The 23,905-nt window shown below is 27.5% G+C and carries 24 protein-coding genes; 16 read left to right on the forward strand and 8 right to left on the reverse strand.

What is annotated here, in order from left to right:
• Nucleotides 1–77 precede the first annotated feature (77 nt).
• From Q0K52_RS01035 to Q0K52_RS01060, 6 genes are all read left to right on the forward strand, one after another.
• Nucleotides 78–1,121, forward strand: a complete 1,044-nt coding sequence (locus Q0K52_RS01035) for a hypothetical protein (protein WP_014486618.1) — start codon at nucleotides 78–80, stop codon at nucleotides 1,119–1,121.
• Between the two features lie 303 nt (nucleotides 1,122–1,424).
• Nucleotides 1,425–1,721: a hypothetical protein gene (locus Q0K52_RS01040; RefSeq protein WP_028329105.1), complete on the forward strand. Its 297-nt coding sequence runs from the start codon at nucleotides 1,425–1,427 to the stop codon at nucleotides 1,719–1,721.
• 173 nt (nucleotides 1,722–1,894) lie between these two features.
• On the forward strand, nucleotides 1,895–2,278 hold the full coding sequence (locus Q0K52_RS01045) for a hypothetical protein (RefSeq protein WP_297295549.1): 384 nt from the start codon (nucleotides 1,895–1,897) through the stop codon (nucleotides 2,276–2,278).
• A gap of 336 nt (nucleotides 2,279–2,614) precedes the next feature.
• Nucleotides 2,615–3,172: a phage capsid protein gene (locus Q0K52_RS01050; RefSeq protein WP_297295551.1), complete on the forward strand. Its 558-nt coding sequence runs from the start codon at nucleotides 2,615–2,617 to the stop codon at nucleotides 3,170–3,172.
• Entirely contained in the window at nucleotides 3,156–3,428 is a 273-nt protein-coding gene (locus Q0K52_RS01055) for a hypothetical protein (protein WP_297295553.1), read from the forward strand. The genes Q0K52_RS01050 and Q0K52_RS01055 overlap by 17 nt, the downstream gene beginning before the upstream one ends.
• Nucleotides 3,429–3,709: 281 nt before the next feature.
• Nucleotides 3,710–5,107, forward strand: a complete 1,398-nt coding sequence (locus tag Q0K52_RS01060; protein WP_297295555.1) for a phage tail protein — start codon at nucleotides 3,710–3,712, stop codon at nucleotides 5,105–5,107.
• A 1-nt stretch (nucleotide 5,108) separates the two neighbouring features.
• Here Q0K52_RS01060 and Q0K52_RS01065 read toward each other — a convergent pair whose 3' ends face one another.
• Nucleotides 5,109–5,444, reverse strand: coding sequence for a hypothetical protein (locus Q0K52_RS01065; protein WP_297295557.1), 336 nt, complete (start codon nucleotides 5,442–5,444; stop codon nucleotides 5,109–5,111).
• A gap of 427 nt (nucleotides 5,445–5,871) precedes the next feature.
• Between Q0K52_RS01065 and Q0K52_RS01070 the strand changes: the two genes are divergently transcribed.
• The 4 genes from Q0K52_RS01070 to Q0K52_RS01085 all read left to right on the forward strand — a co-directional run bounded on the left by Q0K52_RS01070 (nucleotide 5,872) and on the right by Q0K52_RS01085 (nucleotide 8,263).
• Nucleotides 5,872–6,228 (forward strand): hypothetical protein, encoded by a 357-nt coding sequence (locus Q0K52_RS01070; RefSeq protein WP_297295559.1) that lies wholly within the window; start codon nucleotides 5,872–5,874, stop codon nucleotides 6,226–6,228.
• An 8-nt stretch (nucleotides 6,229–6,236) separates the two neighbouring features.
• Nucleotides 6,237–6,527 (forward strand): hypothetical protein, encoded by a 291-nt coding sequence (locus tag Q0K52_RS01075; RefSeq protein WP_297295561.1) that lies wholly within the window; start codon nucleotides 6,237–6,239, stop codon nucleotides 6,525–6,527.
• A 263-nt stretch (nucleotides 6,528–6,790) separates the two neighbouring features.
• On the forward strand, nucleotides 6,791–7,954 hold the full coding sequence (locus Q0K52_RS01080; RefSeq protein ID WP_297295630.1) for a hypothetical protein: 1,164 nt from the start codon (nucleotides 6,791–6,793) through the stop codon (nucleotides 7,952–7,954).
• Between the two features lie 63 nt (nucleotides 7,955–8,017).
• Nucleotides 8,018–8,263 (forward strand): type II toxin-antitoxin system RelB/DinJ family antitoxin, encoded by a 246-nt coding sequence (locus Q0K52_RS01085; protein WP_297295563.1) that lies wholly within the window; start codon nucleotides 8,018–8,020, stop codon nucleotides 8,261–8,263.
• Nucleotides 8,264–8,278: 15 nt separating this feature from the next.
• Here the strand turns inward: Q0K52_RS01085 and Q0K52_RS01090 are convergent, their stop codons facing one another.
• The 7 genes from Q0K52_RS01090 to hpt all read right to left on the reverse strand — a co-directional run bounded on the left by Q0K52_RS01090 (nucleotide 8,279) and on the right by hpt (nucleotide 16,580).
• Entirely contained in the window at nucleotides 8,279–8,710 is a 432-nt protein-coding gene (locus tag Q0K52_RS01090; RefSeq protein ID WP_297295565.1) for a hypothetical protein, read from the reverse strand.
• A gap of 277 nt (nucleotides 8,711–8,987) precedes the next feature.
• Nucleotides 8,988–10,850, reverse strand: a complete 1,863-nt coding sequence (locus Q0K52_RS01095) for a tetratricopeptide repeat protein (protein ID WP_297295567.1) — start codon at nucleotides 10,848–10,850, stop codon at nucleotides 8,988–8,990.
• 399 nt (nucleotides 10,851–11,249) lie between these two features.
• Nucleotides 11,250–12,875 (reverse strand): tetratricopeptide repeat protein, encoded by a 1,626-nt coding sequence (locus Q0K52_RS01100; RefSeq protein ID WP_297295569.1) that lies wholly within the window; start codon nucleotides 12,873–12,875, stop codon nucleotides 11,250–11,252.
• A gap of 165 nt (nucleotides 12,876–13,040) precedes the next feature.
• Nucleotides 13,041–13,472 (reverse strand): hypothetical protein, encoded by a 432-nt coding sequence (locus tag Q0K52_RS01105; protein ID WP_297295571.1) that lies wholly within the window; start codon nucleotides 13,470–13,472, stop codon nucleotides 13,041–13,043.
• A gap of 416 nt (nucleotides 13,473–13,888) precedes the next feature.
• The gene (locus Q0K52_RS01110) at nucleotides 13,889–15,331 is read right to left on the reverse strand and encodes a nucleoside-diphosphate sugar epimerase/dehydratase (RefSeq protein WP_297295573.1); all 1,443 of its coding nucleotides are present in this window, start codon (nucleotides 15,329–15,331) and stop codon (nucleotides 13,889–13,891) included.
• A gap of 238 nt (nucleotides 15,332–15,569) precedes the next feature.
• The gene (locus Q0K52_RS01115) at nucleotides 15,570–15,758 is read right to left on the reverse strand and encodes a hypothetical protein (RefSeq protein WP_297295575.1); all 189 of its coding nucleotides are present in this window, start codon (nucleotides 15,756–15,758) and stop codon (nucleotides 15,570–15,572) included.
• A 291-nt stretch (nucleotides 15,759–16,049) separates the two neighbouring features.
• Complete coding sequence (hpt, locus tag Q0K52_RS01120; protein WP_297295577.1) at nucleotides 16,050–16,580, reverse strand: hypoxanthine phosphoribosyltransferase; 531 nt, start codon at nucleotides 16,578–16,580, stop codon at nucleotides 16,050–16,052.
• A gap of 258 nt (nucleotides 16,581–16,838) precedes the next feature.
• On the opposite strand from hpt, the gene Q0K52_RS01125 reads away from it, so the two are divergent.
• Genes Q0K52_RS01125 through Q0K52_RS01150 form a run of 6 tightly spaced genes read left to right on the forward strand, consistent with a single transcriptional unit; the run spans nucleotide 16,839 to nucleotide 23,898 of the window.
• On the forward strand, nucleotides 16,839–17,453 hold the full coding sequence (locus Q0K52_RS01125) for a V-type ATP synthase subunit E (RefSeq protein WP_297295579.1): 615 nt from the start codon (nucleotides 16,839–16,841) through the stop codon (nucleotides 17,451–17,453).
• Between the two features lie 11 nt (nucleotides 17,454–17,464).
• Nucleotides 17,465–18,301, forward strand: coding sequence for a DUF2764 family protein (locus Q0K52_RS01130; RefSeq protein ID WP_297295581.1), 837 nt, complete (start codon nucleotides 17,465–17,467; stop codon nucleotides 18,299–18,301).
• A gap of 28 nt (nucleotides 18,302–18,329) precedes the next feature.
• Nucleotides 18,330–20,093, forward strand: coding sequence for a V-type ATP synthase subunit A (locus tag Q0K52_RS01135; protein ID WP_297295583.1), 1,764 nt, complete (start codon nucleotides 18,330–18,332; stop codon nucleotides 20,091–20,093).
• Entirely contained in the window at nucleotides 20,086–21,411 is a 1,326-nt protein-coding gene (locus Q0K52_RS01140; RefSeq protein WP_297295586.1) for a V-type ATP synthase subunit B, read from the forward strand. The genes Q0K52_RS01135 and Q0K52_RS01140 overlap by 8 nt, the downstream gene beginning before the upstream one ends.
• A 22-nt stretch (nucleotides 21,412–21,433) precedes the next feature.
• Nucleotides 21,434–22,033 (forward strand): V-type ATP synthase subunit D, encoded by a 600-nt coding sequence (locus Q0K52_RS01145; RefSeq protein ID WP_297295588.1) that lies wholly within the window; start codon nucleotides 21,434–21,436, stop codon nucleotides 22,031–22,033.
• Nucleotides 22,030–23,898 carry a V-type ATPase 116kDa subunit family protein gene (locus Q0K52_RS01150; RefSeq protein ID WP_297295590.1) on the forward strand — a complete coding sequence of 623 codons (1,869 nt, stop codon included), beginning with the start codon at nucleotides 22,030–22,032 and terminating at the stop codon, nucleotides 23,896–23,898. The genes Q0K52_RS01145 and Q0K52_RS01150 overlap by 4 nt, the downstream gene beginning before the upstream one ends.
• Nucleotides 23,899–23,905: the final 7 nt, after the last annotated feature.

Consider the following 23,905-nt stretch of genomic DNA (forward strand, 5'->3'; position numbering starts at 1 on the left):
AGTGAGCCGTATCAGTCAGCAACTGAAGTTGCTGGCTAATATTAGCGAAGGCGAACATAACAACAATAGGAGTAATAATGAGCATACCTAATTTACAAAATATACAAAATAAACTTTTTCCAATAATCAATAAAGAAATGCCTAGATATATGGGGCAGACTAATTTCGTGAGTAAATATATACCTGAAATTTTTGTCGGTGTTTCTCAAGGAGCCATTGGAGGCGATTTAGATAATACTGCTTTCAATTTAAAAAATATGTACGGCGGTACTTCATTAGGAGATTTAAATATTTTCAATGAGTATCCTAAACATGAGGCCAGAGTTTTTAAAATGGAGCCTGAGGAATATTATATCGGAATAGATATTAACAGAATAGAAGAAATCAATGAGCTTTATGCAAGAGATGAGAAAAAAGCCGGAGAAGAAATTTTAAATTATATTGCACAAAAACTTGTTTCAAGACTCGGGCTTTTAAGAGAAAGAAATTTAGCAGCAAAAGTTACAGATGCAGAACTTTATGGAAGTACAAACACTGTTGATTTAACTGCTAAGCCAATAAGCACTTGGACAGAGGCTGATATTGATAATTTCTTTTCTTCATTTATAGATTTGGCAAAATATTTGAATTATGCTGTAGGCGGAAATTTATTTAATGATAAAATGGAGCTTCAGGATAATGGACAGAAACTTTATATAGTTATTCCAATAGATGTATATATAAAACTTCAAGGCTTATTCAGATTATTTTCTAATTATATATCAATGATAGGAAATGATGCTAACGGAAAATATAAAGCATTCAGACCGGATATTTTTAATGCAGTAACAAGCGGAATCACAGTTGTAGGAACTGCATTCAGGGTTGCTGATGATCATGAAGTTGATCAAAAGTATCAATTAGAAAATCTTACAGATATATGGACAGGTTCATCAATTTATATGTTTACAACTTCATCTAATGTTTTGGATATGGCTTCAATAAAAGAGGTCGTATATTTAAATCATGATATAAGAGAGGTTGATATATTAGGCAATAATTTGTGGAGAACAAGAACAAAGAGATGCACAGTAGCTTCTAACCCTTACGGCTTCTGCAAAATAGATTTGAGCTTGTCTTAATTTAAATCAAGTATATATACCAAACAATTATATTTTGTCAAAATAAGTTTTTAAATTTTAATGTTTGCGGGGACTAGCCCCCGCACCCCCAGTTCTTTTATTGGTATAAAAGAACCAAAAGAACTGTATTTTATATAAATTATCATTTGAAAATAATTTAAATATATATTTTAAGTTTTAATTATAAATTATGGACTTGCTATTTATATAGATTATAGTATTGCGTTTTTTGGTACTTTGGCGAAGCCCGCCTGTGGCGTGAGCGACAAAAAAGTACATTAATAAATATAATTAAGAGGCGGTATGTCAAAGAAATCTTTATTATTCTTTTTAGAAAACAGTATTACAAATAAAGAAATAAAAGCTAATGATTATGTTGTATCAAGAGTTGGTTATTTCTTTAGAGATGTGCATGAAAGAAGATGCAAAGTTATAGTGGAAAGCGATTTAAATATATCTTTAAGCGATTCATTTTTGATTATAAGCAAAGAGGAAGCAGAGGAGCTTATAAGAGAGAAGATGAAGCCTAATGATGTAATAAATTATCTTAAAGAAGAAAACAAAAAATTAAAAGAGAAAATAAAAGAGCTTGAGGCTTAATATATTATTTTATCATATATAATTTTTTATAAAAATAATTATATATGTTTAGTTTGATATAAAATATAATTTTGGGCTTAAAAAATGCAGTCCTTTTGCTTCTTTGGGTCACCAAAAGAAGTGGGGACTGGGGCAAAGCCCCAGATATAAATTTTTAAAAAGGTGAAATTAATATGCAGGAATATATTTATGAGCCTGATATAGATTATTTTAAAAGCATATTTAAAATGTTCAACTATGATGATATTGATACAGAATTTTTAAAAGAGCAGTTAAAAAATTATACCATTCAATTTAGAAGAATGATTTTAAATATGAATTATACAGAACCTACAGAAGAAAACGGACTTCCTTTTATATCTATAAAAAATTATATATGCTATGAGGCAGCGAGACTTTTAACCGTTAATTTTGTTTCAAACAGCGACTTAATAAATTTCATTCGCACAGAAAGTTTGCGTTTAAAAGAACTTGCTATAAAAGATTTATCAAGCATTGTAGTTGGAGAAAATAGTTATGACAGTGTTCGTTTGGACGGCGATATAAAGAAGCCCTAATATAAAAAATAAAATATATACTAAAAATTTTTAACTTTGTCAATTTTTTATTGTTCTTTTTCCCGCCGTAAAAAGAACCTATATCCTCGACAAGCTCGGATATGCTTCACGAAAGTGCAAGTATAAATTAGTACTAAATAATATTAATTTTGTCTTACATGTAAGATAAAATATTAAATTTAAGCTAAAATATAGCCTTTTTGCTTCTTTGTGGCACGCCAAAGGCACTTCCTTCGGTCGCAAAAGAAGTGGGGTGCGGGGCAAAGCCCTGCAAATATTTTATAAAAAATAAAAGTTTTTAGTATATGTAAAAATAAAAATTAAAAAGGTTATGATATGATACATTTCAAAAATAGTGTTATATATGTTTTAGATAATTTCATGAACTTTATGGCTGATGAATATATAGATTTTTCAGGAAATAAAGTTCAGGGAGAAAATAATTTAAACAGCCTATTAGATGATAAATTAAAAATAGATTGTTTTAGTTTAGGTGCTGTTAAATCTATGAGTAAATCATTTCTTTGGGCTACAATATCAGAAGGTGAGAGCAGAGGGGATAAATCATATATAGGTGACTCATCAGGTTTTGCAGATGACATATCTTTAAAAGCTACAGTATATAAAGAGCTTAAAGCAGGAGAATCATTTCTTGCATATACTATGATTCCTTTAGCACTCAATCAGGCTTCTCGTTATTGGATATCAAAGTTAAATGATGAAGGAGAACGCATAGCTTTATCGCCTGTTATTAAATGGGAATCTCCTTCCTTTGACAGTGAAAACAATAAAAGACAATTTAATGATTTTTCATCTATTAGAGGCGTGAGTTTTTCTCTTGATATTAATTTTAGAATTATGACTGGGAGTTATTTAAATGAAGTTCTTTACTAATTTAATTAATAAAGCATTTAATAAAAAAGTTTATGATTATGTTCAAAACAGAGATAAGCTTTATAAAATAAAAATCACTTCTTCTCCGGAAAATGCTGTCATCACAATGAATGAAGAAGAAAAATATTTTGGTGCTTATAAAAAAGGTGAAGTTATAAATTATCAAGTGAGTATGGAAGGCTATCAAACAAAAGAGGGCAGTATAACAGTTGATAATAGAGATGTTTTGGAGAATGTAGTTTTAGAAAGTGTTTGATTTAATATATTAATTTTTTAAGCACGCGGTGAATAAAATTTTATATATAGTTGAAATTATAATTAAAATTTTATTTATATTTTTGTATGAGTTTAACGCGTGTTAATTATAGTGTTTATTTAATTAAAATTTGGGGTGGGCGGGCGGGGGTGATAATATTGAAAAAAGCGAGCTGAAGCCCTTAACTTAATTTATTAAGTTAAGCCTTTAGGAGTAGGCGAGCATAACAATAATAAAAAATATAATTTTGAAAATTATATTTTATATGTGAGAGTATAACAATGAGCATTTTTGATTTGAAAGGTAATTTAATGAATGATGAGGACGGCTTAACAGTTGTAAGCGGTTCTAGTTATAAAGTTAGAATAGCAAAAACAAAAAATAGAAATGAAAAAGTAGATTTTACTTCTGATGATGTTAAAGGAAAATATTTAATATATCCTTCATCAGTGGGACTTACTCCTACTACAGAATCAATGAGTAAAGAATATGTAGGTGCTCCTTCTTCAGAAAGTTATGCAGGTGCTACTACTTATGCAGGCGATATTTCTTATGGAGCTTTCCCAAATACAAATGCATATTACGCTAGTTTAATATGGGCTAATGTTCATACAAAAGAAACTACAGGTAATTTACTTTGTATTAATTCTTTTAATAATTTTGCTGTAAGGTTTAATAAATCTTCAGATGATGAAAGTATTAATATGCTTGAAATTATAACTGAAAATGAAGAAGGTTATAATAGTAATTTTATTGATGTATATGATTCAATGAAGCATAAAGATTTAATTGAATCCATAAATAAAATAAAAGATATGAAAGCATTTTTAATAACAGGAAGCGAAGAAGATGAAGTTGATTTTAGTAATTTAATAAATGAATTAAAAGAATATAACAGCGAAAATAATCAAACAGAATATTTACTAAGTTTTAAAAGAGTTGGCTTAATAGAAAGCGGTATATTTAGTGATAAGGCTAAAAAGAAATATCCAAGATATCAAAGCATAATAGCTCCAAGATTTGGAGAGGCACAATATTATAATATAGCTTTGTATGATAGTTCAAAAAATATGGACGGCAATCAATATATAGGCTGTGAAAGTAAATCTATGAATTTTAATTTTGCTAATAAAGCTATGACAGAAATCAGTTCTTCTTTATGGGCTTTAGATGAAGTAACAATAGATAAAGATTCTGTTTTGTATGAGGAGAGAGCAGAAGAAAGAGATGTTGTTATGGCTCAGACTTCAAAGTATCCTACAAAACTTTTTATCAATGGCACTGAAGCTACTTCTGTGAGTGATGTTGCTTTAGCTTTTGAATGGACAAAAGAAGAAAAGTTTAATATTTCAGCTAAAAGATACGGATTTCCAAATTCTAAATTTACATTGAGTTTTTCAGGAAATGCGGTTTTTAATATTCAGTCAAAAGAACTTTTTTATGATAGAGTTTTAAATGGCAACAGACAGTCATTTATAATATCATCAAAAACAAGATTTAAAAATAAAGATTATCCTTTTATATTTGTAAGTATAGATGTTGGAGGAAGCCCGTCTTTTCCAGCAATAGAGCCTAAAGAACTTTCAATATCTTTGAATAATTTTAAAGCCATTGAACAATCAAATGATATGAATAGTAATTATTTGATTGCCTTTACAGATAGAGAAGATTTATTTTAATTTATTTTTTTATTAATGAATTATATTTATCTTTTTCTAATGTTGTCATATTGGATAGGAATGTGCTGTTTGAATATTTTAAATTAATTTTATTAGGTTTGTATTTAAAGTCGAAAGTACTTTTTGATAATGAATATAAATTATAATAGATATTTGATTGATTATGTATAGTTAATTCATTAGTTGAAATATTTTTATTATAGTCTATATCAAATATAGTAAAATAACTATTTATATTTTTAGAGAAGAAAATATTATTGTATGTATTGTAGAAATTAAAAGAATATAATTTAAAGCAGTAAAAAATAAAAATTAATATAATAGCTTTTCTTTTCATAAAAATATTATAGAACAAAAATTAATTATATCAATATAAAAGCTTTATTTATTTTAAAATATTATAAATTGTCACATAGTTTTAGAAAATTAAGTATTATATAAAATAACTCGTTATATTTTTAGAGCCTATGACAATTGAAAATTGGCATAGCCTTACAGCGAAAAAATTAAGGAGAATTTAAAACCCTCCTTATATTTTTAGAGCCTATGACAATTGAAAATTGGCATAGCCTTACAGCGAAAAAAATTAAGGAGAATTTAAAAACACTCCTTATATTTTTAGAGCCTATGACAATTGAAAATTGGCATAGCCTTACAGCGAAAAAAATTAAGGAGAATTTAAAAACACTCCTTATATTTTTAGAGCCTATGACAATTGAAAATTGGCATAGCCTTACAGCGAAAAAAATTAAGGAGAATTTAAAATGGAAAAATTAGAATTTAAATGCATTGATTTTTTTAATAGATATATTGTAGAAGAAATTGTTTATAAAGATGACGGAGAAAATATTGTTCCTGTTAAAGTATTCAGCCGTTCTACTTTGGGAAATAAATTTAAAAGTGATGATGTTATAAGTATTAATCGTCCAAGCTTTAATGAAAATATAAAATATGTGAGAGATAAAGAAGAAAAAATTATTGATGATGATATTTTTAAATGGCTTGATGTAAGAATAAATAATAATCTCGCTACAAGTCTTCTTGATGAATGGAGTACAAAAGATATTAATGAGTTTGCTCAGGTGATAAAAAGTTTTTTGTTAGAGAGACGAATTATGTAATAAATAATTTGTCAAAGTTTTCTGTAATAGAGCAGACTGAAATTGATAATCTTGTGAATTATGCTTTTTATAATAGAGAAGTTAAATACGATGACTTTTGTTATTTTAATGACGGACTTATTAGTTTGTATACATCTTCTTTGTTTTGGAATAAAATAATATTAGAGGCTTGGTATCAAATAATAAGCGGAAGATTTGTTTACTGTGTTTATGATGAAGATGATTATTTAAGATTCGGACTTAATTATGCAGTATTCAGATTTAAAATTTTGATAGATAAGTCTATACGTAATAATTAATTTTATTATAAGTTTAGTTTTGATACGGTATGGCTTTTAATAAATAATAAAAATACTTTATTTTAAATTATATTACATCAAATATAAAGTTGTTGTATGTGCGTTTTCGCTTTGCGTGCCGTAGGCAGCAACTTTGGCGAAGCCCGCCTGTGGCGTGTGCGACAAAAAAGTTGATAATATCTCTATAGTGTACAGAAATTGTCAAAATGTAATCATTTCAGAATATGCATACATTTAATAATTTTTAAGAGCGGTAAAATATGATTAATAATAATTTAAATAAAAATCTTTCTGATACAAATAAAGAATTACAAAATATAGAAAACAGTATAAAGAAAATAAATTCTGTTTATGAAACTTCTTTATTTTTTAATGATTCAAAACAGTTATTTAATGATTTTTCAAACGGAGCAGATGAAGCAAAAAGCAGTATAGAAAATATTGAAAGCTCAATTAACTCTCTTGATAATAGTATTAATAGTGTAGATTTAAAAAGTTTTTCTGATGATATAAAAGATTCTCTTTCAAGCGTATCAAGCATATATAAAGATTTGAGTGCAAGTTTTTCTGATTTCTTTTATTATGATTTGAGTTCTTATGATGCTGCTATTGAAGAAGCTAAAAATAAATTGCAGGAGTTTGACGATTATCAAAGAGAGTTAAAAGAAAATAAAAAATATGAAGATGATGAAGATTATGAAAATTATTTAGCCAGACTTGATGAAGAATTAGAGCTAGCAATAAATAATAATGATTTGATGAGTGCCGAAGCTATACGAATAAAACAGGAAGAATTAAAGAAGAAACAGGACAAGGAAAAAGAAGATTTACAAAAAGAAAAAGATATACAAACTCAAAGAGAATTATTAGAAAAACAGTTAGCACAGGCTGAATATAATAAAGCTTACGCTCAATGGGATAATCAAGTAAAATTAGCTGAGATGGAAAAATCAAAAGCGATAGCAGATGCAGTTTTAATACCTTCGCTTGCTATTGCTCAGTCAGCTTTAGGTGTGGCTGCTTCATTTGCACAAGGCGGTCCTGTAGGTTTTGCTGCAGGACTTATAATATCAGCTACTGCAATATCATCTGCACTTTCTGCTGCTTCTGGTATAGTGTCATCAGCTAATGCATTGGACAGTGTTAAATCAAATCCTCCTACAGCTCCTCAATTTGCATTCGGTACTACTGGATACATTATTCCAGATGGAGGTTCGGCAATTGTAGGGGAGATGGGAGCGGAAATTGTAAGCAATAAGTCTGGAAAAATTTCAGTTCAAAGCAATGCTCAATTACAGGAACAAGGATTTCCTAAAGGTGATATTTGGAATGTTACTATTAATGTGGAACAGGCTTTAAATCCGGATGAGGTGTACAGATTGATGAATAGTTATAAGGCTAGAAACAGTCAGATGTATACAAGATAAAAATTTTATAAACTATTCAAATTTATTTAATATGAATTATAATAGTTTGGTAAGGAGATTTATATGTCAAAAGTTATTATGCAAATAGAAATAGATGATGAATTAAAAAAAGATGCAGATAAGCTTTTTAGTGAATTGGGTTTGGATACAAATACTGCTATTAATATATTTTTAAAGAAATCTATTAATAATCAGGCAATACCATTTAAAATTGAAAAAGATAGTTTTTATAATGATGAGAATATTAATATATTAATACATAGATATAATAATTTGAAAAAAGGAGAATGTGTAGAGATTAATTATTAATATAAATTATTTTTATTAATCATTGTTATTTAAAAAATTATCAATATTTTCTGTACTGTTATAAAATTCTTTAGCTTCGTTAATATTTTCATTTAATAATTTTTTTATATATTCGTTTAAATCTTTTAATATTTCATTTCTTTCTTTTATGATACTCATTTTGGATGCAGCATTATAAGCTTCTTTAACTGCTGAAAAACCTTCCTCATATCTTTTTAATTTAAGAAGTATTAAAGCTTTATTTATATATCCTTTTTTAAAATATAATTCAGTATCTATTTCTATAAGTTTACTATAATTATTCAAAGTTTCTTCATACTTTCCAATGCTTTCATAATATAGTCCTTTATTAAAATATACACTGCTGAATTTTGAATCTAATTGCAATGCATAGTTATAATCATTTATAATATCTTCTTCTTTATAATTTAGTTTTGATTTTGTCATAGCTCTATACAGATAAGAAGATTTATAATTTTTATTTAAACAAATAGATTTATTAAAATATTCTAAAGCCTCATTATAATTTCCATCTATATAATTTTTAAATCCTTTATCAAAAACTTTTTGGTAAGAATTATTTTCTATAAATTGTTTTGTATTTTTTATTTCTTCATAAAAATTTTCTAATCCTAAAATATTTTTATTTATTAATTCTTTAGTGCGTTCTTTAATTGCATTAAGTTCTTTTTCTTTATTAATATCATATTCAATATTATCTTCTTCATAAGATAAAAGTTTCTCTATTCCTTTTTTTTATAAATGATAATCCTTCATCACTTTTATTTAATTTGCAGTATATAAATCCTTTATCAGTATAAGCCTTTATAATATAATAAGTATTATTATTCAATTCTATTATTTTATTATAATCTTCTAAAGCTTTATCATAATTTTTTATATTCTCATAAAGTAAAGCCCTTCTATATAATAGTTCTGCATTTTCACTATCTCTTTTTATAAGCTCGTTATAATCTTTTATAGCTTCTTCATATCTATTTAAATCGGTTAATAATTTTGCTCTGTTGTTATATGCTGTTAAATTATTATTGTCTAATTCTATTGACTTGTTAAAATCTTCCAATGCTTCTTCTAAATTATTTTCTAAATATTTCATGTATCCTCTATTATTGTAATAGTAGGATTTATTTTGATTTAATTCTATTGCTTTGTTGTAATCTTCAATAGCTTCTTTATTTAAATTTAATCTGCTTTTTGCTATGGCTCTGCTGTAATAAGCTTCATCATAATTGGGATTAAGTTCTATTGCTTTTGTAAAGTCCTCTATTGCTTCTTTATTAAGATTTAAACCAAGTTTTGAAAGAGCTCTGTTCTGATATGCTAAACTATAATTAGGATTTAACTCTATAGCCTTATTATAATATTTAATAGCTTCTTCATATTCTTCTAAATTATGCCTGATAAGAGCAATATTATTATAGCATATATCATAGTTTGGATTTAATTCAATAGCTTTGTTATAACATTGAAGTGCTTTATCATATTGATTCATTTCATAATATGATAAACCTATATTATAATAAGCGTTATAATGATTGTTATCTAATTCCAAAACTTTTTTATAATATTTTTCTGCTTCATTATATTGTTTTAGAAAATGTTTTGATATGCCAATATTATTATAGGCTTCTATATAGTTTGGATTAATTTCTAAAGCTTTATTAAAATATTGAATAGCTTCTTCATAAAATCCCATATCATTTTTTACATTACCTATTTCATTATAGGCATGATAATTTTGATTATCTATTTCTAAAATCTTATTTAAAGTTTCAAGGCATTTTTCTTTATTGCCTAAATTAGATTCCATTTCATAAATTTTAAAATAAGTGTTTATATTATTTGGAGACATTTCTAAAGCCTTATTTAAATACTCAGATTCTTTATCAATTAAACCTAAGTAATGATATGACAATGCAATATTATAATGGGCATTTAAATATTCTGGATATAATTCAATGGCTTTATTATAATCTTTGATAGCTTCTTCATAGAGTCCAAGCTGAAATTTTGCAAGTCCTCTGTTATTGTAAATGTATGTAATTGAATCATCTAATTCTATAGCTTTATTATAATCATCAATTGATTCTTTATAAAGAGATAAATAATATTTAACTATTGCTCTTTCAGCATAAAGTTCTGGATCATCATTTTTTAATTCAATAGCTTTGTCATAATCTTCAAGAGACTTTTCATATAATCCTAAATAATTTTTTGATAAACCTCTGTCAGCATAAATATAAGGATCATCGTTTTTTAATTCTATGGCTATGTCATAATCTTTAATAGCTTCTTCATATAAAGCTGAATAATGTTTTGATAAAGCTCTATTAACATAGATGTAAGGCTCTGTATTATTTAACTCAATAGATTTATTATAATATTCTATTGCCTGTTTATATAATCCTAAATTATGTTTGTTTAAACCTATGAGATTATAAGTTTTATAATTATCGCCTTGATAGAATAAAATTTTCTCAAGGCATTCTATGGATAACTCATAATTTTCATTGTCAAAGGCTTCTTTAGCTTTATCAAATAATTGTTTAATAATATCATCAGCCATAATTTATTCCTATTATTGCTATGCTCGTCTCCGCCTATAATTAGCAAATAAATAAATTTATTTGCTGGCTCCGACTCGCTTTATATTATTATTGCTATGCTTGTGACGAAGTGCCGCATGTAATTAGCTAGTGAGTAAACTCACTAGCTGTCTTCGACTCGCTTTTATATTTAAAGTCTAGTATTAAAAAATTATTATTGCTAATAAAAATTGTTCGCTCTAAGGCTCTGCCAAGTAAACTTGCCAGAGGCTCACAATTTTTATAATTAGCTTTACAATATTTAAAAATTATTATTTCTTATTATTGTTATGCTAGTCTATGCCTAAAGGCTTAACTTAATAAATTAAGTTAAGGGCTTCGGCTCGCTTTTATATTTCAATTCTAATATTTAAAAATTATTATTTCCAGTTATTTTCATTGCATATTTTTATAGCAGCTTCATTATTGTATTTAGATAAATAAATAATTTTTTGTTTGTATTCATCTTTTAATTTCTCATTAACTAAATTATAACTATTAATAAAATCATTATAAGCTTCTTCTATTAATTTGTTATATTCTTCTTTATTTTCTGTGTTATTTGCTAATAATTGTTTTGATAAAGCTTTATTAAAATAATACTTTGAATAGTTAGTATTTAATTCTATATCTTCTTCATATAATACTAAATTTATTTTATTTAATCCAATATTACTATAAGTATTTGAATAGTGAGGATTTAATTCAATGGCTTTATCATAATCTTTTATAGCTTCTTTATATAGTTTTAAATTATATTTAGTATTACCTCTATTATTATAATAATTTGAATTATTTGGATTTAATTCAATAGCTTTATTAAAATCTTCAATAGCTTCTTTATATAGTCCTAAATTATATTTATCTTTACCTCTATTATTATAAGCTTCTGAATAATTAGGATTTAATTCAATGGCTTTATCATAATTTTCTATAGCTTCTTTATATAGTTTTAAATTATTTTTAGCTTTACCTATATTATAATAAGCTGCATAGAAATTATTTTTATATTCAGAATATTCTTCAGAGTTTTCATCATATTCTTTTAATAAATCATCTGTCATTTTTATAATTTGATTATAATAATTTATAGATTCATTATATTCTTTATTATTATATGCTTGATATGCTGAATTGAATAAATTTGATATTTGTATATTTGTATTATTTTTTTCTATTAATTTTTTAGTTTCTTCTTCTGCTTTATCTTTTATTGATTTTATTAATTGTTCGCTTTCTTTTTGTGCTTGTTCTTTTATATCTGATATTATTTGATTTGATTTTTCTTGAATTGAGTTAATAGAGTTATTAAATTCTATTTTTAATTTATCTATTGAATTTAGAGCTTCGCTGTTTTTTTCGTTTATTTCTTTCAAAAATTGATTTGAACTTTTTTCTAATTCAAATATTTTGCTTTGTGTTTCTGTATCAATTTTTAAATGTAAATTTCTAGTATCAAGTTCATAATGTTGTATTTTATCTTTGTAGTTTTCAATATCTTTTTTTAGGCTTTCTATATATTCCAGATTTTCTTTACTTTCAGATAAAATATTATTATTGATAAATATGCCAGCAAATGTGAATACTATCATTATTACAGATAAAAATGCAAACCAGAAACTTAATACATCGTTTGAGTTTTTCATTATTTCAGACATTGAGGATTCAAGCATTCTTGTATTTATATCGAATGTTGATTTGAAATTATTTGCTATTTCTTCATTAACTATAAATTCATTGTTTATTATAATTGTCTTTTCTGATTCATTAGTTATAACAGTTTTATCTATAGTTGTATTGCTTATTATAGTTTGTATATTTAGAGAATAATTTTCTAATGCTTTATTAAATCTGATTTCTATATTTTTAGTATGCAAATAATACATTATGGCAAATGCTACTAAAGCAACTATAAATAATATAATCATTATGCATGTATTATTTTTATATTTGGAATTATTATTTGTATTATTATTGTTGTTGTTGTTTGTATTATTGACTTCCATAAATAAACCTCAGATGATTTGTTATATTATACAGCATTATCAAAATTATTAAACAATATATAAAAACTAAGTATTAAAAAATTATTGATAAGTTCTATACTTTTTGAGGCGGAACAAAGAACAATCAAAATTTGTTATGATTATAATAATTTATAGATTATTATATTAAAATTTTTTCCTGTTTATGATATGATGCCATTTATATTGTTTATCAATGTCTTTAAGAAATTTATTATCATTATTGTTATTAATATTATTATTGTTGTTATTAATAATATTATTATTAATATTCTGTTTTTTTATGTTTTTTTGTTTCCTTATCATATACATATCAAATGAAGTTTTGGCAAATTCGTACATTCCTTCACTGATTTTTTCCATTTTTCGATTACCTTTAACTAGATTATACCATATAAGTATTGTCATCATCATAGACAAGAAAGCAGACAAGTAAATTAAAATATCATTTGAGTTTTTTGTTATTCCTAATATTATGTTGCCTGTATTTTTAGCAATTTCTAAATATATTAATGAAAATGTAAATATTACTTTAAGAAATAAACTTATAATTATAGATATGCTTGCTGTGTTTCTCATAAATAAACCTCAAGTAATTTATTATATTATACAACATTATGAAAAATATTAAAGAATATTTAAAAATTAAGTATTAAAAAATTATTAAGAAACCCCGCCCTTTATGTTTGATAGTTATATTTTTAATTATAATTTTATTTATATTTAAAACTATAATTAAAAAAGCACACCCTCCCAAGCTTTAATTAGATTTAAAATCTTTATACCGCACGGTGAACAGAGTTTTTAATATAATTAAAATTGTATTATTAATTTATTTATATTTTTAATTTAGTTTAACGTGCGTTGTGATAATTATGAATTTTAAAAAAATCTTGGGGGGGTGTTATAATTTCTTTGTAAGCATAGAAGAAATAAAATACATAAATTCCATAGTGAAATTTTTAAGAATAAAGGGTGGGGCAGAGAATAAAATTTTATCCTGTATATTCTTCTATATATTTACGCATTAACATTTTTATCGTTTCTTTGTCAGCATCAAGTGAAGCAATATCAAATGCATCAATCATCACTTTACGTTCTTCAGGACTTAAACATTCTACAGGGTCTTTTGCTATGAATAATTTTTTATACTGTGACGGTATCAATGTTTCATCGTCCATTAGAATTTCTTCATAAAGCTTTTCGCCTTCTCTTATTCCAGTAAAAACTATTGGTATGTCTTTTTCTGTAAGTCCATACATTTTTAGCATGTTTCTTGCCAAGTCTAAAATTTTAACCGGCTTTCCCATATCTAAAGTAAATATTACTCCGTCAGTTAAAGTACATGCTTTTATAACAAGTCTTGCTGCTTCTCTTATAGACATGAAGAATCTTACCATTTCAGGGTGAGTAACAGTTAATGCTTTTCCTTCTCTAATCTGCTTTTCAAATACAGGAATAACACTTCCGCTGCTTCCTAATACATTACCGAATCTTGTAATTTTGAATGCAGTATTATTTTGTTCATGCGATAAAGACATTATCATTCTTTCACATATTCTTTTACTTGCTCCCATTAATGAAGTAGGGCGTACTGCTTTATCTGTTGATATGAATATAAAATTTTTAATATTATTTTTTATTGCAAGGGTGGCTATATTTTCAGTTGCAAGTATATTATTCTTTATAGCTTCTTCTGGATATGCTTCCATAAAAGGTAAATGTTTATGAGCTGCAGCATGGAAAATAATATCTGGTTTTTCTTCTTTTAATATTTTATCAACTTTGACATAATCTCTTACATTTGAAATTATATATTGAAATTTATGTTTGTTTTTTTCGTTCTTGCTGTCATTCAAAGACATTATTAAAGAGTGTATAGCACTTTCGGAATTATCTAATGCCATAACTTTTTTCACAGGCAATGTTATTAATTGTCTTACAAGTTCGCTTCCTATAGAACCGCCGCCGCCAGTAACAAGTATTGTTTTATCTTTATAATAGTTTGAAATTTCTTTTTCATCAAATCCTATTTCTTCACGTCCAAGTAAATCAGAAGGTTCGAGATTTCTAATATCTTTAATTGAGGCATTACCTTTAATTATTTCGAAGAAACCTGGTAGTATTTTATATTTTATTCCAGTAGGATATATAATATTTAAAATTTCTAATAATTGTTTTTGTTTGAGTGTAGGTATAGCTATTATAATTTCTTCTATATCTATATTATTTTTTTTATATTCTTCTATTATAGAGTTTATATCTTTAACTTTTCCATTTACTTTAATAGAATGATTATTTATTTTAACTTCTTTTTTATTGTCATCATCATCTAAAAAACAAAGTATATTATATTCATTATTTTCATCAGAAGTTAATACTTCATAAGCCAAGGTTTCCCCAGCATTACCAGCCCCAATTATAACTATATTCTTCATTATACATCCCAATATATAAAAAATTATTTTATTTAGATGATAGTATATATTTTTTTGTATTATTATACAAGGATTAAAAGAGATTATTTATATTTAAAAAGTTTATATTATAATTAAAGTTTAGCTGTGGGAGTTATTTTTTATGACTATAATATTTAGATATTGTAGTTTACTATGTCATCGCAATATTTATTTATTATGCTGTTTATATTATTAATGTTATTTATATATTCTTTTTTTATAGGGTTTTCCAATTATAATCTTTTATAATATATAGAATGAATTTATTTGAATAAAATCCAAAATCAATAATATAATTTTTGTATTCTAATTGAAGCATATCTTCTTTTAATAAAGATTCATCAAAAGTAGATAAATATTCAGATAAGTTATCTAAATTAATTTTAAAATTTTTATTGTATACCATATTTTTTATAATTTACCTTTGAAATTTATTAAGAAACCCCGCCCTTTAGATTTTATAAATTATTTCAGTATTTTAATTTATTTAATATTTAAAAGTTTAGATTAGAACTTATAGCACCCACCCAAGTTTTGTTTAGATTTTAAAATTAAATTACCGCACGTCTAATTTTATATATTTATATGATAAAATTAGAATTATAAAGCTGCTGTATATTGTAGCTTTATTTAACGTGCGGTTTATTAATTAAAAAATATAAATGAAATTATTTTTTATAGTTTGTATTAAATTGAATTATTCAACAACACCTATATAAGGAAGGTTTCTATATTTTTGAGCATAGTCAATTCCGTATCCTACAACAAACTCATCTTCAATATCAAAACCATTGTAGTCGATTTTGATGTCAACTTTTCTTCTTGAAGGTTTGTTTAGAAGAGTGCATATTTTAAGAGAAGCAACATTTCTAGTTTGTAATACCTCACAAATTTTTTCTAATGTGTAACCAGTATCAATAATATCTTCTACTATGATAACATCTCTTCCAGTAAGAGGAATATCAACATCTTTAAGTATTTTAATTTCAGAACCTATTTTATTGTTTCCGTAACTTGAAACAATCATGAAATCAATTTCAACAGGAACATCAATATATCTAGCAAGATCGGCAATAAATATGAATGATCCTTTTAATAGTCCGATAATGCACGGTATGTTTTCTTTATCTTTTAAATCATTAGAAATCTGAGAAGCTAATTCTTTAACTTTTTTACTAATTTCTTCTTCAGATATAAGAGTTTTAGCTATATGTTCATCTTTTTTCATAGTTTTTTCCTTAGTATTTTTTGGGATTATTATATTATATAATGTATAATTTTAAAGTTGTTTATGTTTAAAAATTAATATAAAAAATTAAAGTAATGATAAAATTGAATATAAAAAAATGAAATAGGGTATTGATATTTTTTTAATTTTGCTTGATTTTTTTGAAAATACTGATAAACTATTAAAGATAGTGTTTGTTGGAGAAATTTTTTTAAAATTCTATAAATCAATTTTTTATAAAAACGTTAAGGAGTTATTATGGCTGAAGAGAAAAAACTAGACTCCCTTCTTGAACGTATATATCAAGACGGTGTTGAAAAATCTAATAAGAAAGCTGAAGAAATAATCTCAAATGCTAAAAGCGAAGCTGACAGAATCATTAAAGAAGCAGAAGCTAAATCTGAAGAAATAGTAAAAGAAGCAGAAAGAAAGTCAGAAGAGCTAAAAAAGAATACAATTACAGATGTACGTATGGCAGGCGAGCAATCAATTAGTGCTTTAAAACAAAGGATAAAAGAATTAGTAACAGCTAAAGTATTAGAAGACGGTTTAAAAGGAGCTTTTGCTGATACTGCATTTTTAAAAGATTTAATCCTTGAAGTAGTAAAGAAATGGGATATATCATCTAGCAATTCAGATGTAACAGTATATTTCCCAGAATCTAAAAAAAGTGATATAGATGCTGCATTCGAAAAATCTATAAAAGGTGCAATAAAGAATGCTACTATTAACTTTGATAAAAAATTATCTAACGGATTTAAAATAGTTCCAGAAAACGGTAACTATCAGTTGCAGTTTACAGATGAGGACTTTGTAGAGTTTTTCAGTGATTATATAAAAGCAAAAACGGAAGAAGTAATTTTTAGTAAATAAGAGGGGTGAGTATGGGATCATATTATTATCTTATCTCAGGTCTTCCCGAAGTAAAACTTTCCGATACTAAGGCTAAGTATGATATAAATGAAATTACTCAAAGTATATTATCTAGTTTAAGTGCTAAAGATGCTAAGGCTTTTAGTTATCTTATTTATCAGAATGATAATAAAAATCTAGTAAATGCAATAGCAAAACAAAAAGGCTTATTCAGCCCTTATGTTGAGCATATAGAACCATCAATATTCAGTAAAGAGGAGATGCAGAAATATTCAAGTATTTCTAATTTGCCATCTTATATGTCTAAGTTTTTGGAAGATAATAAGAATGTAGAATGGGAAAATGCTAGACATATAGAAAATACATTATTGGGTTTGTATTATGATGAGATGATAAAAAGCGGCAATTCTTTTATCAAAAGTTATGCATTATTTATGCGTGATTTAAAGAATATTTTAGCTGCTTTAAATGGAAGAGCTTTAGGTTTTAGTAGTGAAGAAATAGCAAAAGAACTTATAGGAGATTATTCCTTAATATCAGCTTTAACTAAATCAACTGCTTCCGATTTTGGAGTAGGAAAAGAGCTACCATATATAAATAGTATAATAGAGACATTTAATTCATCAGATAAAGCTGATCCATATAATATGGAGAATATAGAATGTTCTTTAGTAAGAGAGTTTTTAGATAGAGCTACATCAATAAAATCTTTCACAACAGATAATGTGTTTGCTTATTATATAAATCTCACTTATGCAGCTAGTATAAATGGAAGGAATGAAGAGGAAGGTAAGAAGCATTTGGAGACGCTAATAGGTTCATTGAAGGCAAAAGCGTCTGCTATGTGATGTATGTATAATTAATTAGGAGATAGAAATGACTAAAGGTAAAGTAACTGCTATTATATCAAACCTAATTTCAATAGAGGTAGACGGACCTGTTTCACAAAACGAGATATGTTATGTATCTTGCGGTAATGCGAAACTTATGGCTGAGGTAATTAAAATATCAGGTACAAGTGCTAGTGCTCAGGTATTTGAATCTACTAGGGGTGTAAAATTAGGTGATGCCGTTGAGTTTACTGGTTCAATGTTAGAGATTGAATTAGGACCTGGACTTTTAGGTAAAAACTTCGACGGACTTCAAAACGACCTTGATAAATTACAAGGTGTATTCTTAGAAAGAGGAAAATATAATAATCTTTCTGAAGATAAAGAATCAAAATATGACTTTACTCCAATAGCACAAGTTGGAGAGGAAGTACAAGCTGGAGATTGGATTGGTGCTGTTAAAGAAGGTTGGATAGACCATAAAATAATGGTTCCTTTCAAATTTGAAGGTAAAGGTGTGATTGAAAGTGTAGCATCTGCTGGTACTTATCATTTACAAGACACACTTGCTGTAATCAAAGCAGCTAATGGTGAAAAAGTAAATGTAACAATGATACAAACTTGGCCAGTAAAACTTACAATTAAATCATATAGAGAAAAACCAAGACCTTTCAAACTATTAGAAACAGGTGTAAGAACTATAGATACATTTAACCCAATTACTGAAGGCGGTACAGGATTTATTCCAGGACCATTCGGAGCAGGTAAAACAGTATTACAGCACGCTTTAGCTACTAACGCAAACGCTGACTTGATTATAATGACAGCTTGCGGTGAGAGAGCTAATGAGGTAGTAGAAATATTTACAGAATTCCCAGAACTTATAGACCCAAGAACAGGCAGAAGTTTGATGGAAAGAACAACAATCATTTGTAACACTTCTAACATGCCAGTTGCTGCTCGTGAAGCTTCAGTTTATGTAGGTATGACTATAGCTGAATATTACAGATCAATGGGACTTAAAGTTCTTCTTCTTGCTGACTCTACTTCTCGTTGGGCACAGGCTTTAAGAGAAATGTCTAACAGACTTGAAGAGTTGCCAGGACCAGACGCATTCCCTATCGACTTGCCAGCTATTATTTCTAGTTTCTATGCTAGAGCAGGTTTCGTATACTTAAATAATGGCCAAACAGGTTCAATTACATTCATAGGTACAGTATCTCCTGCAGGCGGTAACTTGAAAGAGCCAGTAACAGAATCTACTCGTAAAGCGGCTAGATGTTTCTACGCTTTATCACAAAAACGTGCTGACAGTAAGAGATATCCAGCAGTAGACCCATTAGATTCTTATTCTAAATATATAGAATATCCAGAATTCGTAGAGTTCTCAGATATCAATATAGAAAAAGGCTGGGCAGATAAAGTAACTAAAGCAAAAGATATTGCTAGAAGAGGTCAAGAAGCTAATGACCAAATAAGCATTCTTGGTGACGACGCAGTACCTCTTGAATACCATCAGCGTTTATGGAAAGCAGAACTTATAGACTTCGTAATCTTACAGCAAGACGCTTTCGATAAAGTAGATAAGAACTGTCCTATAGAAAGACAAAAAGAATTATTAAATCAAGTTATGAAAGTTGTAGAAGCTGATTACAGATTTGATGATTATAGTGAAGTAGGTACTTATTTCAAAAGACTTATTAACGCATTCAAACAGATGAACTATTCTGTATATCAGTCTGATGATCACAAAAAATACACAGCTGAGATGGAATCAATATTTGCTGAAAGGAGTATAACACATGCCTAAAGCATTTCAAAAAGTATATACAAAATTAGTACAGATCACTAAAGCAACTGTATCATTAAGAGCAGAAAATGTTGGTAACGATGAGATGGCTCTAGTAGCTGGCAGACCTGCTCAGGTTGTAAAAATGATTGGAGATATTGTTACACTTCAGGTTTTCCAAGGTACAGAAGGTATACCTACTAACGCTGAAGTAGTATTCTTAGGCAGACCTCCTAGACTTAAAGTAAGCGAACTTCTTGCAGGAAGATTCTTCAATGCTTACGGTGAGCCTATAGACGGAGGTGCTGAAGTAGAAGGTAAAGAAGTAGAAATCGGAGGACCTTCTGTAAACCCAGTTAGAAGAAAACAGCCTTCTGAACTTATTGCAACAGGTATTGCTGGTATCGACCTTAACAATACACTTGTAACAGGACAGAAAATACCGTTCTTCGCAGACCCAGACCAGCCTTATAACGCAGTACTTGCACAGGTTGCTTTGAGAGCTGAAGCTGACAAGATCATTCTTGGAGGTATGGGACTTTCTAACGATGACTACTTATCATTTAAAAATACATTTACTGAAGCTGGTGCTTTAGATAAAATTATATGTTTCATCAATACTACAGATGACCCACCAGTAGAAAGACTTTTGGTACCAGATATGGCTTGTACAGCTGCTGAATATTTCGCAGTAGAGCATAAACAAAAAGTTCTTGTTCTTCTTACAGACATGACACTTTATGCCGATGCTTTAGCTATCGTATCTAACAAAATGGACCAAATTCCTTCTAAAGACTCTATGCCAGGTTCTTTATATTCAGACCTTGCTAAAATATATGAGAAAGCAGCTCAGTTCCCAGATGGCGGATCTATTACTATTATTGCTGTTACTACTCTTAACGAAGGTGATATTACTCATGCTGTACCAGACAACACTGGTTACATCACTGAAGGTCAGCTTTACTTAAGACGTGACTCTGATATAGGTAAAACAATCATTGACCCATTCAGAAGTCTTTCACGTTTGAAACAGTTGGTTATAGGTAAGAAAACTAGAGAAGACCACCCAGCTGTAATGAACACTTTAGTACGTCTTTATTCAGATGCTGCTAATGCTAAAATGAAAAAAGAAAACGGTTTCGACTTAACAGAGTACGATGAAAGATGTTTGAAATATGCTGCTGAATATTCTGAAAGATTATTAGCAATAGACATTAACATCAAAATCGATGAGATGTTAGAAACTGGTTGGGAATTAATGGGTAAATACTTTAGTAAAGCAGAAGTAGGTATAAAAGAATCACTTGTAGAAAAATATGGTAAATGGGCAAACAACTAATTTAAAAAAGTAGGTAAAAAATATGGCATTAAAGTTTCAATACAATAAAACGGCTCTTCAAAACCTAAGACGCCAGCTTTCTATCCGTGAGAAAGCATTGCCTACTTTAAAAAGTAAAGAGGCAGCCCTTCGTCTTGAGGTTAGAAAGATTACCGCTGAGATTGAATTACTTAAAGAAGAATATCAAAAGTTAGTTAAAGAAAACCAAAACTACAATGGCTTTTGGACTGAGTTTCCTGAGATAGTAAAAATCAAGAAAATCAATTCAGAATTAAAAAACATTGCTGGTGTTAAAGTTTCTATACTTTCTAACATTGATTTTTCTATTGAAAATGTCAGCCTCTTTAATATGCCTTCTTGGATTAGATTAGCTATTAGTATGTTTGAACGCCTTATGACTATTCAAGTAAAAATTGAAATGACTGAGGCAAGATTAAATGCTTTGGCTTATGCTAGGAAAAAAACTACTCAGAAAGTAAACCTTTATGAGAAAGTACAAATCCCTGAGTATAAAACAGCTATAATCAAGATTAAAAGGTATATGGAAGATGAAGACAATTTAAGTAAGTCTTCTCAAAAAATAGTAAAAGAAAGAAACAGAGCAAAGGAGGCATCTTTATGATTAGAAAAATGAAGAAACTCTCCCTCTTTGTATTCCATGAGGATAAGGAAAAAACTTTAAGTGATTTAGCATCGCTTGGACTTGTTCATATAGAAATTGCTAACGGTGTTTCATCTGAAAACATTGATAGCATTGCTGCTAAAAAACATAATGCTTCAAGAGCTAAAAGTATTATCAATAATGCTTTGGCTGATGCTAAAAAAGCTAAAAAAGATGTTTCTAATGTGAAAGCTGAAATCTTATCAAAGAATGCTTCTGAAGTTATAGAAAATGTTATAAACACTTCTCAGACTTCTGAAAAATTGAAAGGTGAAAGAGATGTTCTTAAAAAAGAATTATCTGTTATAGCTCCTTTCGGTAATTTTAGCTTTGATAAAGTTAATGGCTTAAAAGAGAAAACAGGTTATAATGTTATATTCTATAGTGCTAGTATTAAGGAATATAATGATTATAATTTCTCTCAAGTTAATGATATCTTTACTTATCCTATAAAAGAGGAAGCTGGAAAAGTTTATTTTGTTGCTTTCAAAAAAGACGGCAGTGAAGAAACAATTCCTTTTGATATTATTAGCATGCCTTCTAAATCTTATGATGAGATAAATGCAAAAATTGCTGAGCTTGATAAGAAGATTGAAGAAAATGAAATTGAGATTATCAAAAATCAAGTTTATATAGAAAGTATAAATAAAGAAATAGATAATCTTAATATTTCTAATCACTTTGAAGAAGCTAAAGAAAGTTTTGTGGCTAGTGAAGGTACTGAAGGTAAAATACTTTATGTAGAAGCTTATGTACCTAAAGATAAAGAGAATGAAGTAAAATCTTTGTTAGACAATAAGAAAATAGCTTATATAATGGAAGATCCTAGCAGAGATGATAAAGCGCCAGTTGAACTTAAAAATAATAAATATTCTGGTGCTTATGAGCTTATTACAAAATTATTCCAATTGCCAAATTATTTCGAGATAGATTTAACTCCTATGATAGCAGTTTTCTATCCATTATTCTTCGCATATTGTTTTGGCGATTCTGGTTATGGTTTGGTATTAACTATAATAGCTTTAATAGGTTTATTTACTGTATTAAAGGGAAAATTAAGAGGTGTTGGTATATTAGCATTAACATTAGGTATATGTACTACTATTATGGGTATCATTAATGGCGGTAGTGTATTTGGTGTAAGTATACCTTCTAATACTCAAATACCTTTATTTGCTACTTTGAGCAAGTATTTAATAATTACAGACATAAAAGAAAATTGGTTCTTAACTCCATTTAATACTGCTTTACTTATAGGTGTATTACATATATGTTTTGCTTTAGTAGTTGGTGTTATAGACAGAATTAAAACTAGCCCTATAGGCGATATATTAGGTGCTATAGGTAAACTTCTATTTATTCCAGGACTTGTTTTATGGTTCTTAGGCGATATGCAGAAAATGGAAGTTATCAAACAATTCAGCACTATATATTATGCTTTAATAGTTGTTGGTTTAGTATTCTTAGTAATACTTTCTAATGTTGGTAAGAAACCAGATGTATTAAACTCTATACTTGGTGTGTACTTTGCTGCTACTGGTATAATGGGTGATACACTTTCTTATATACGTTTGTTTGCTTTAGGTGCTTCAGGCTCTATATTGGCATTAGTAATAAACCAAATAGGTATGAGTTTCAAAGCTATCCCTGGTGTTGGTGTTGTTATAATGGTTGTATTCCTAGTTGTAGGTCATATAGCTATATTCGCATTAAACATACTTGGTGCTTTGGTACACCCTTTAAGATTAACATTTGTAGAATTCTACAATAATGTTGGTTTTGAAGGCGGCGGAAAAGAGTATAAGCCTCTAAAAAAAGTGGCTTAATTTGGGC

The sequence above is a fragment of the uncultured Brachyspira sp. genome (assembly GCF_944390845.1).
GTDB classification, from domain to species: domain Bacteria; phylum Spirochaetota; class Brachyspiria; order Brachyspirales; family Brachyspiraceae; genus Brachyspira; species Brachyspira pulli.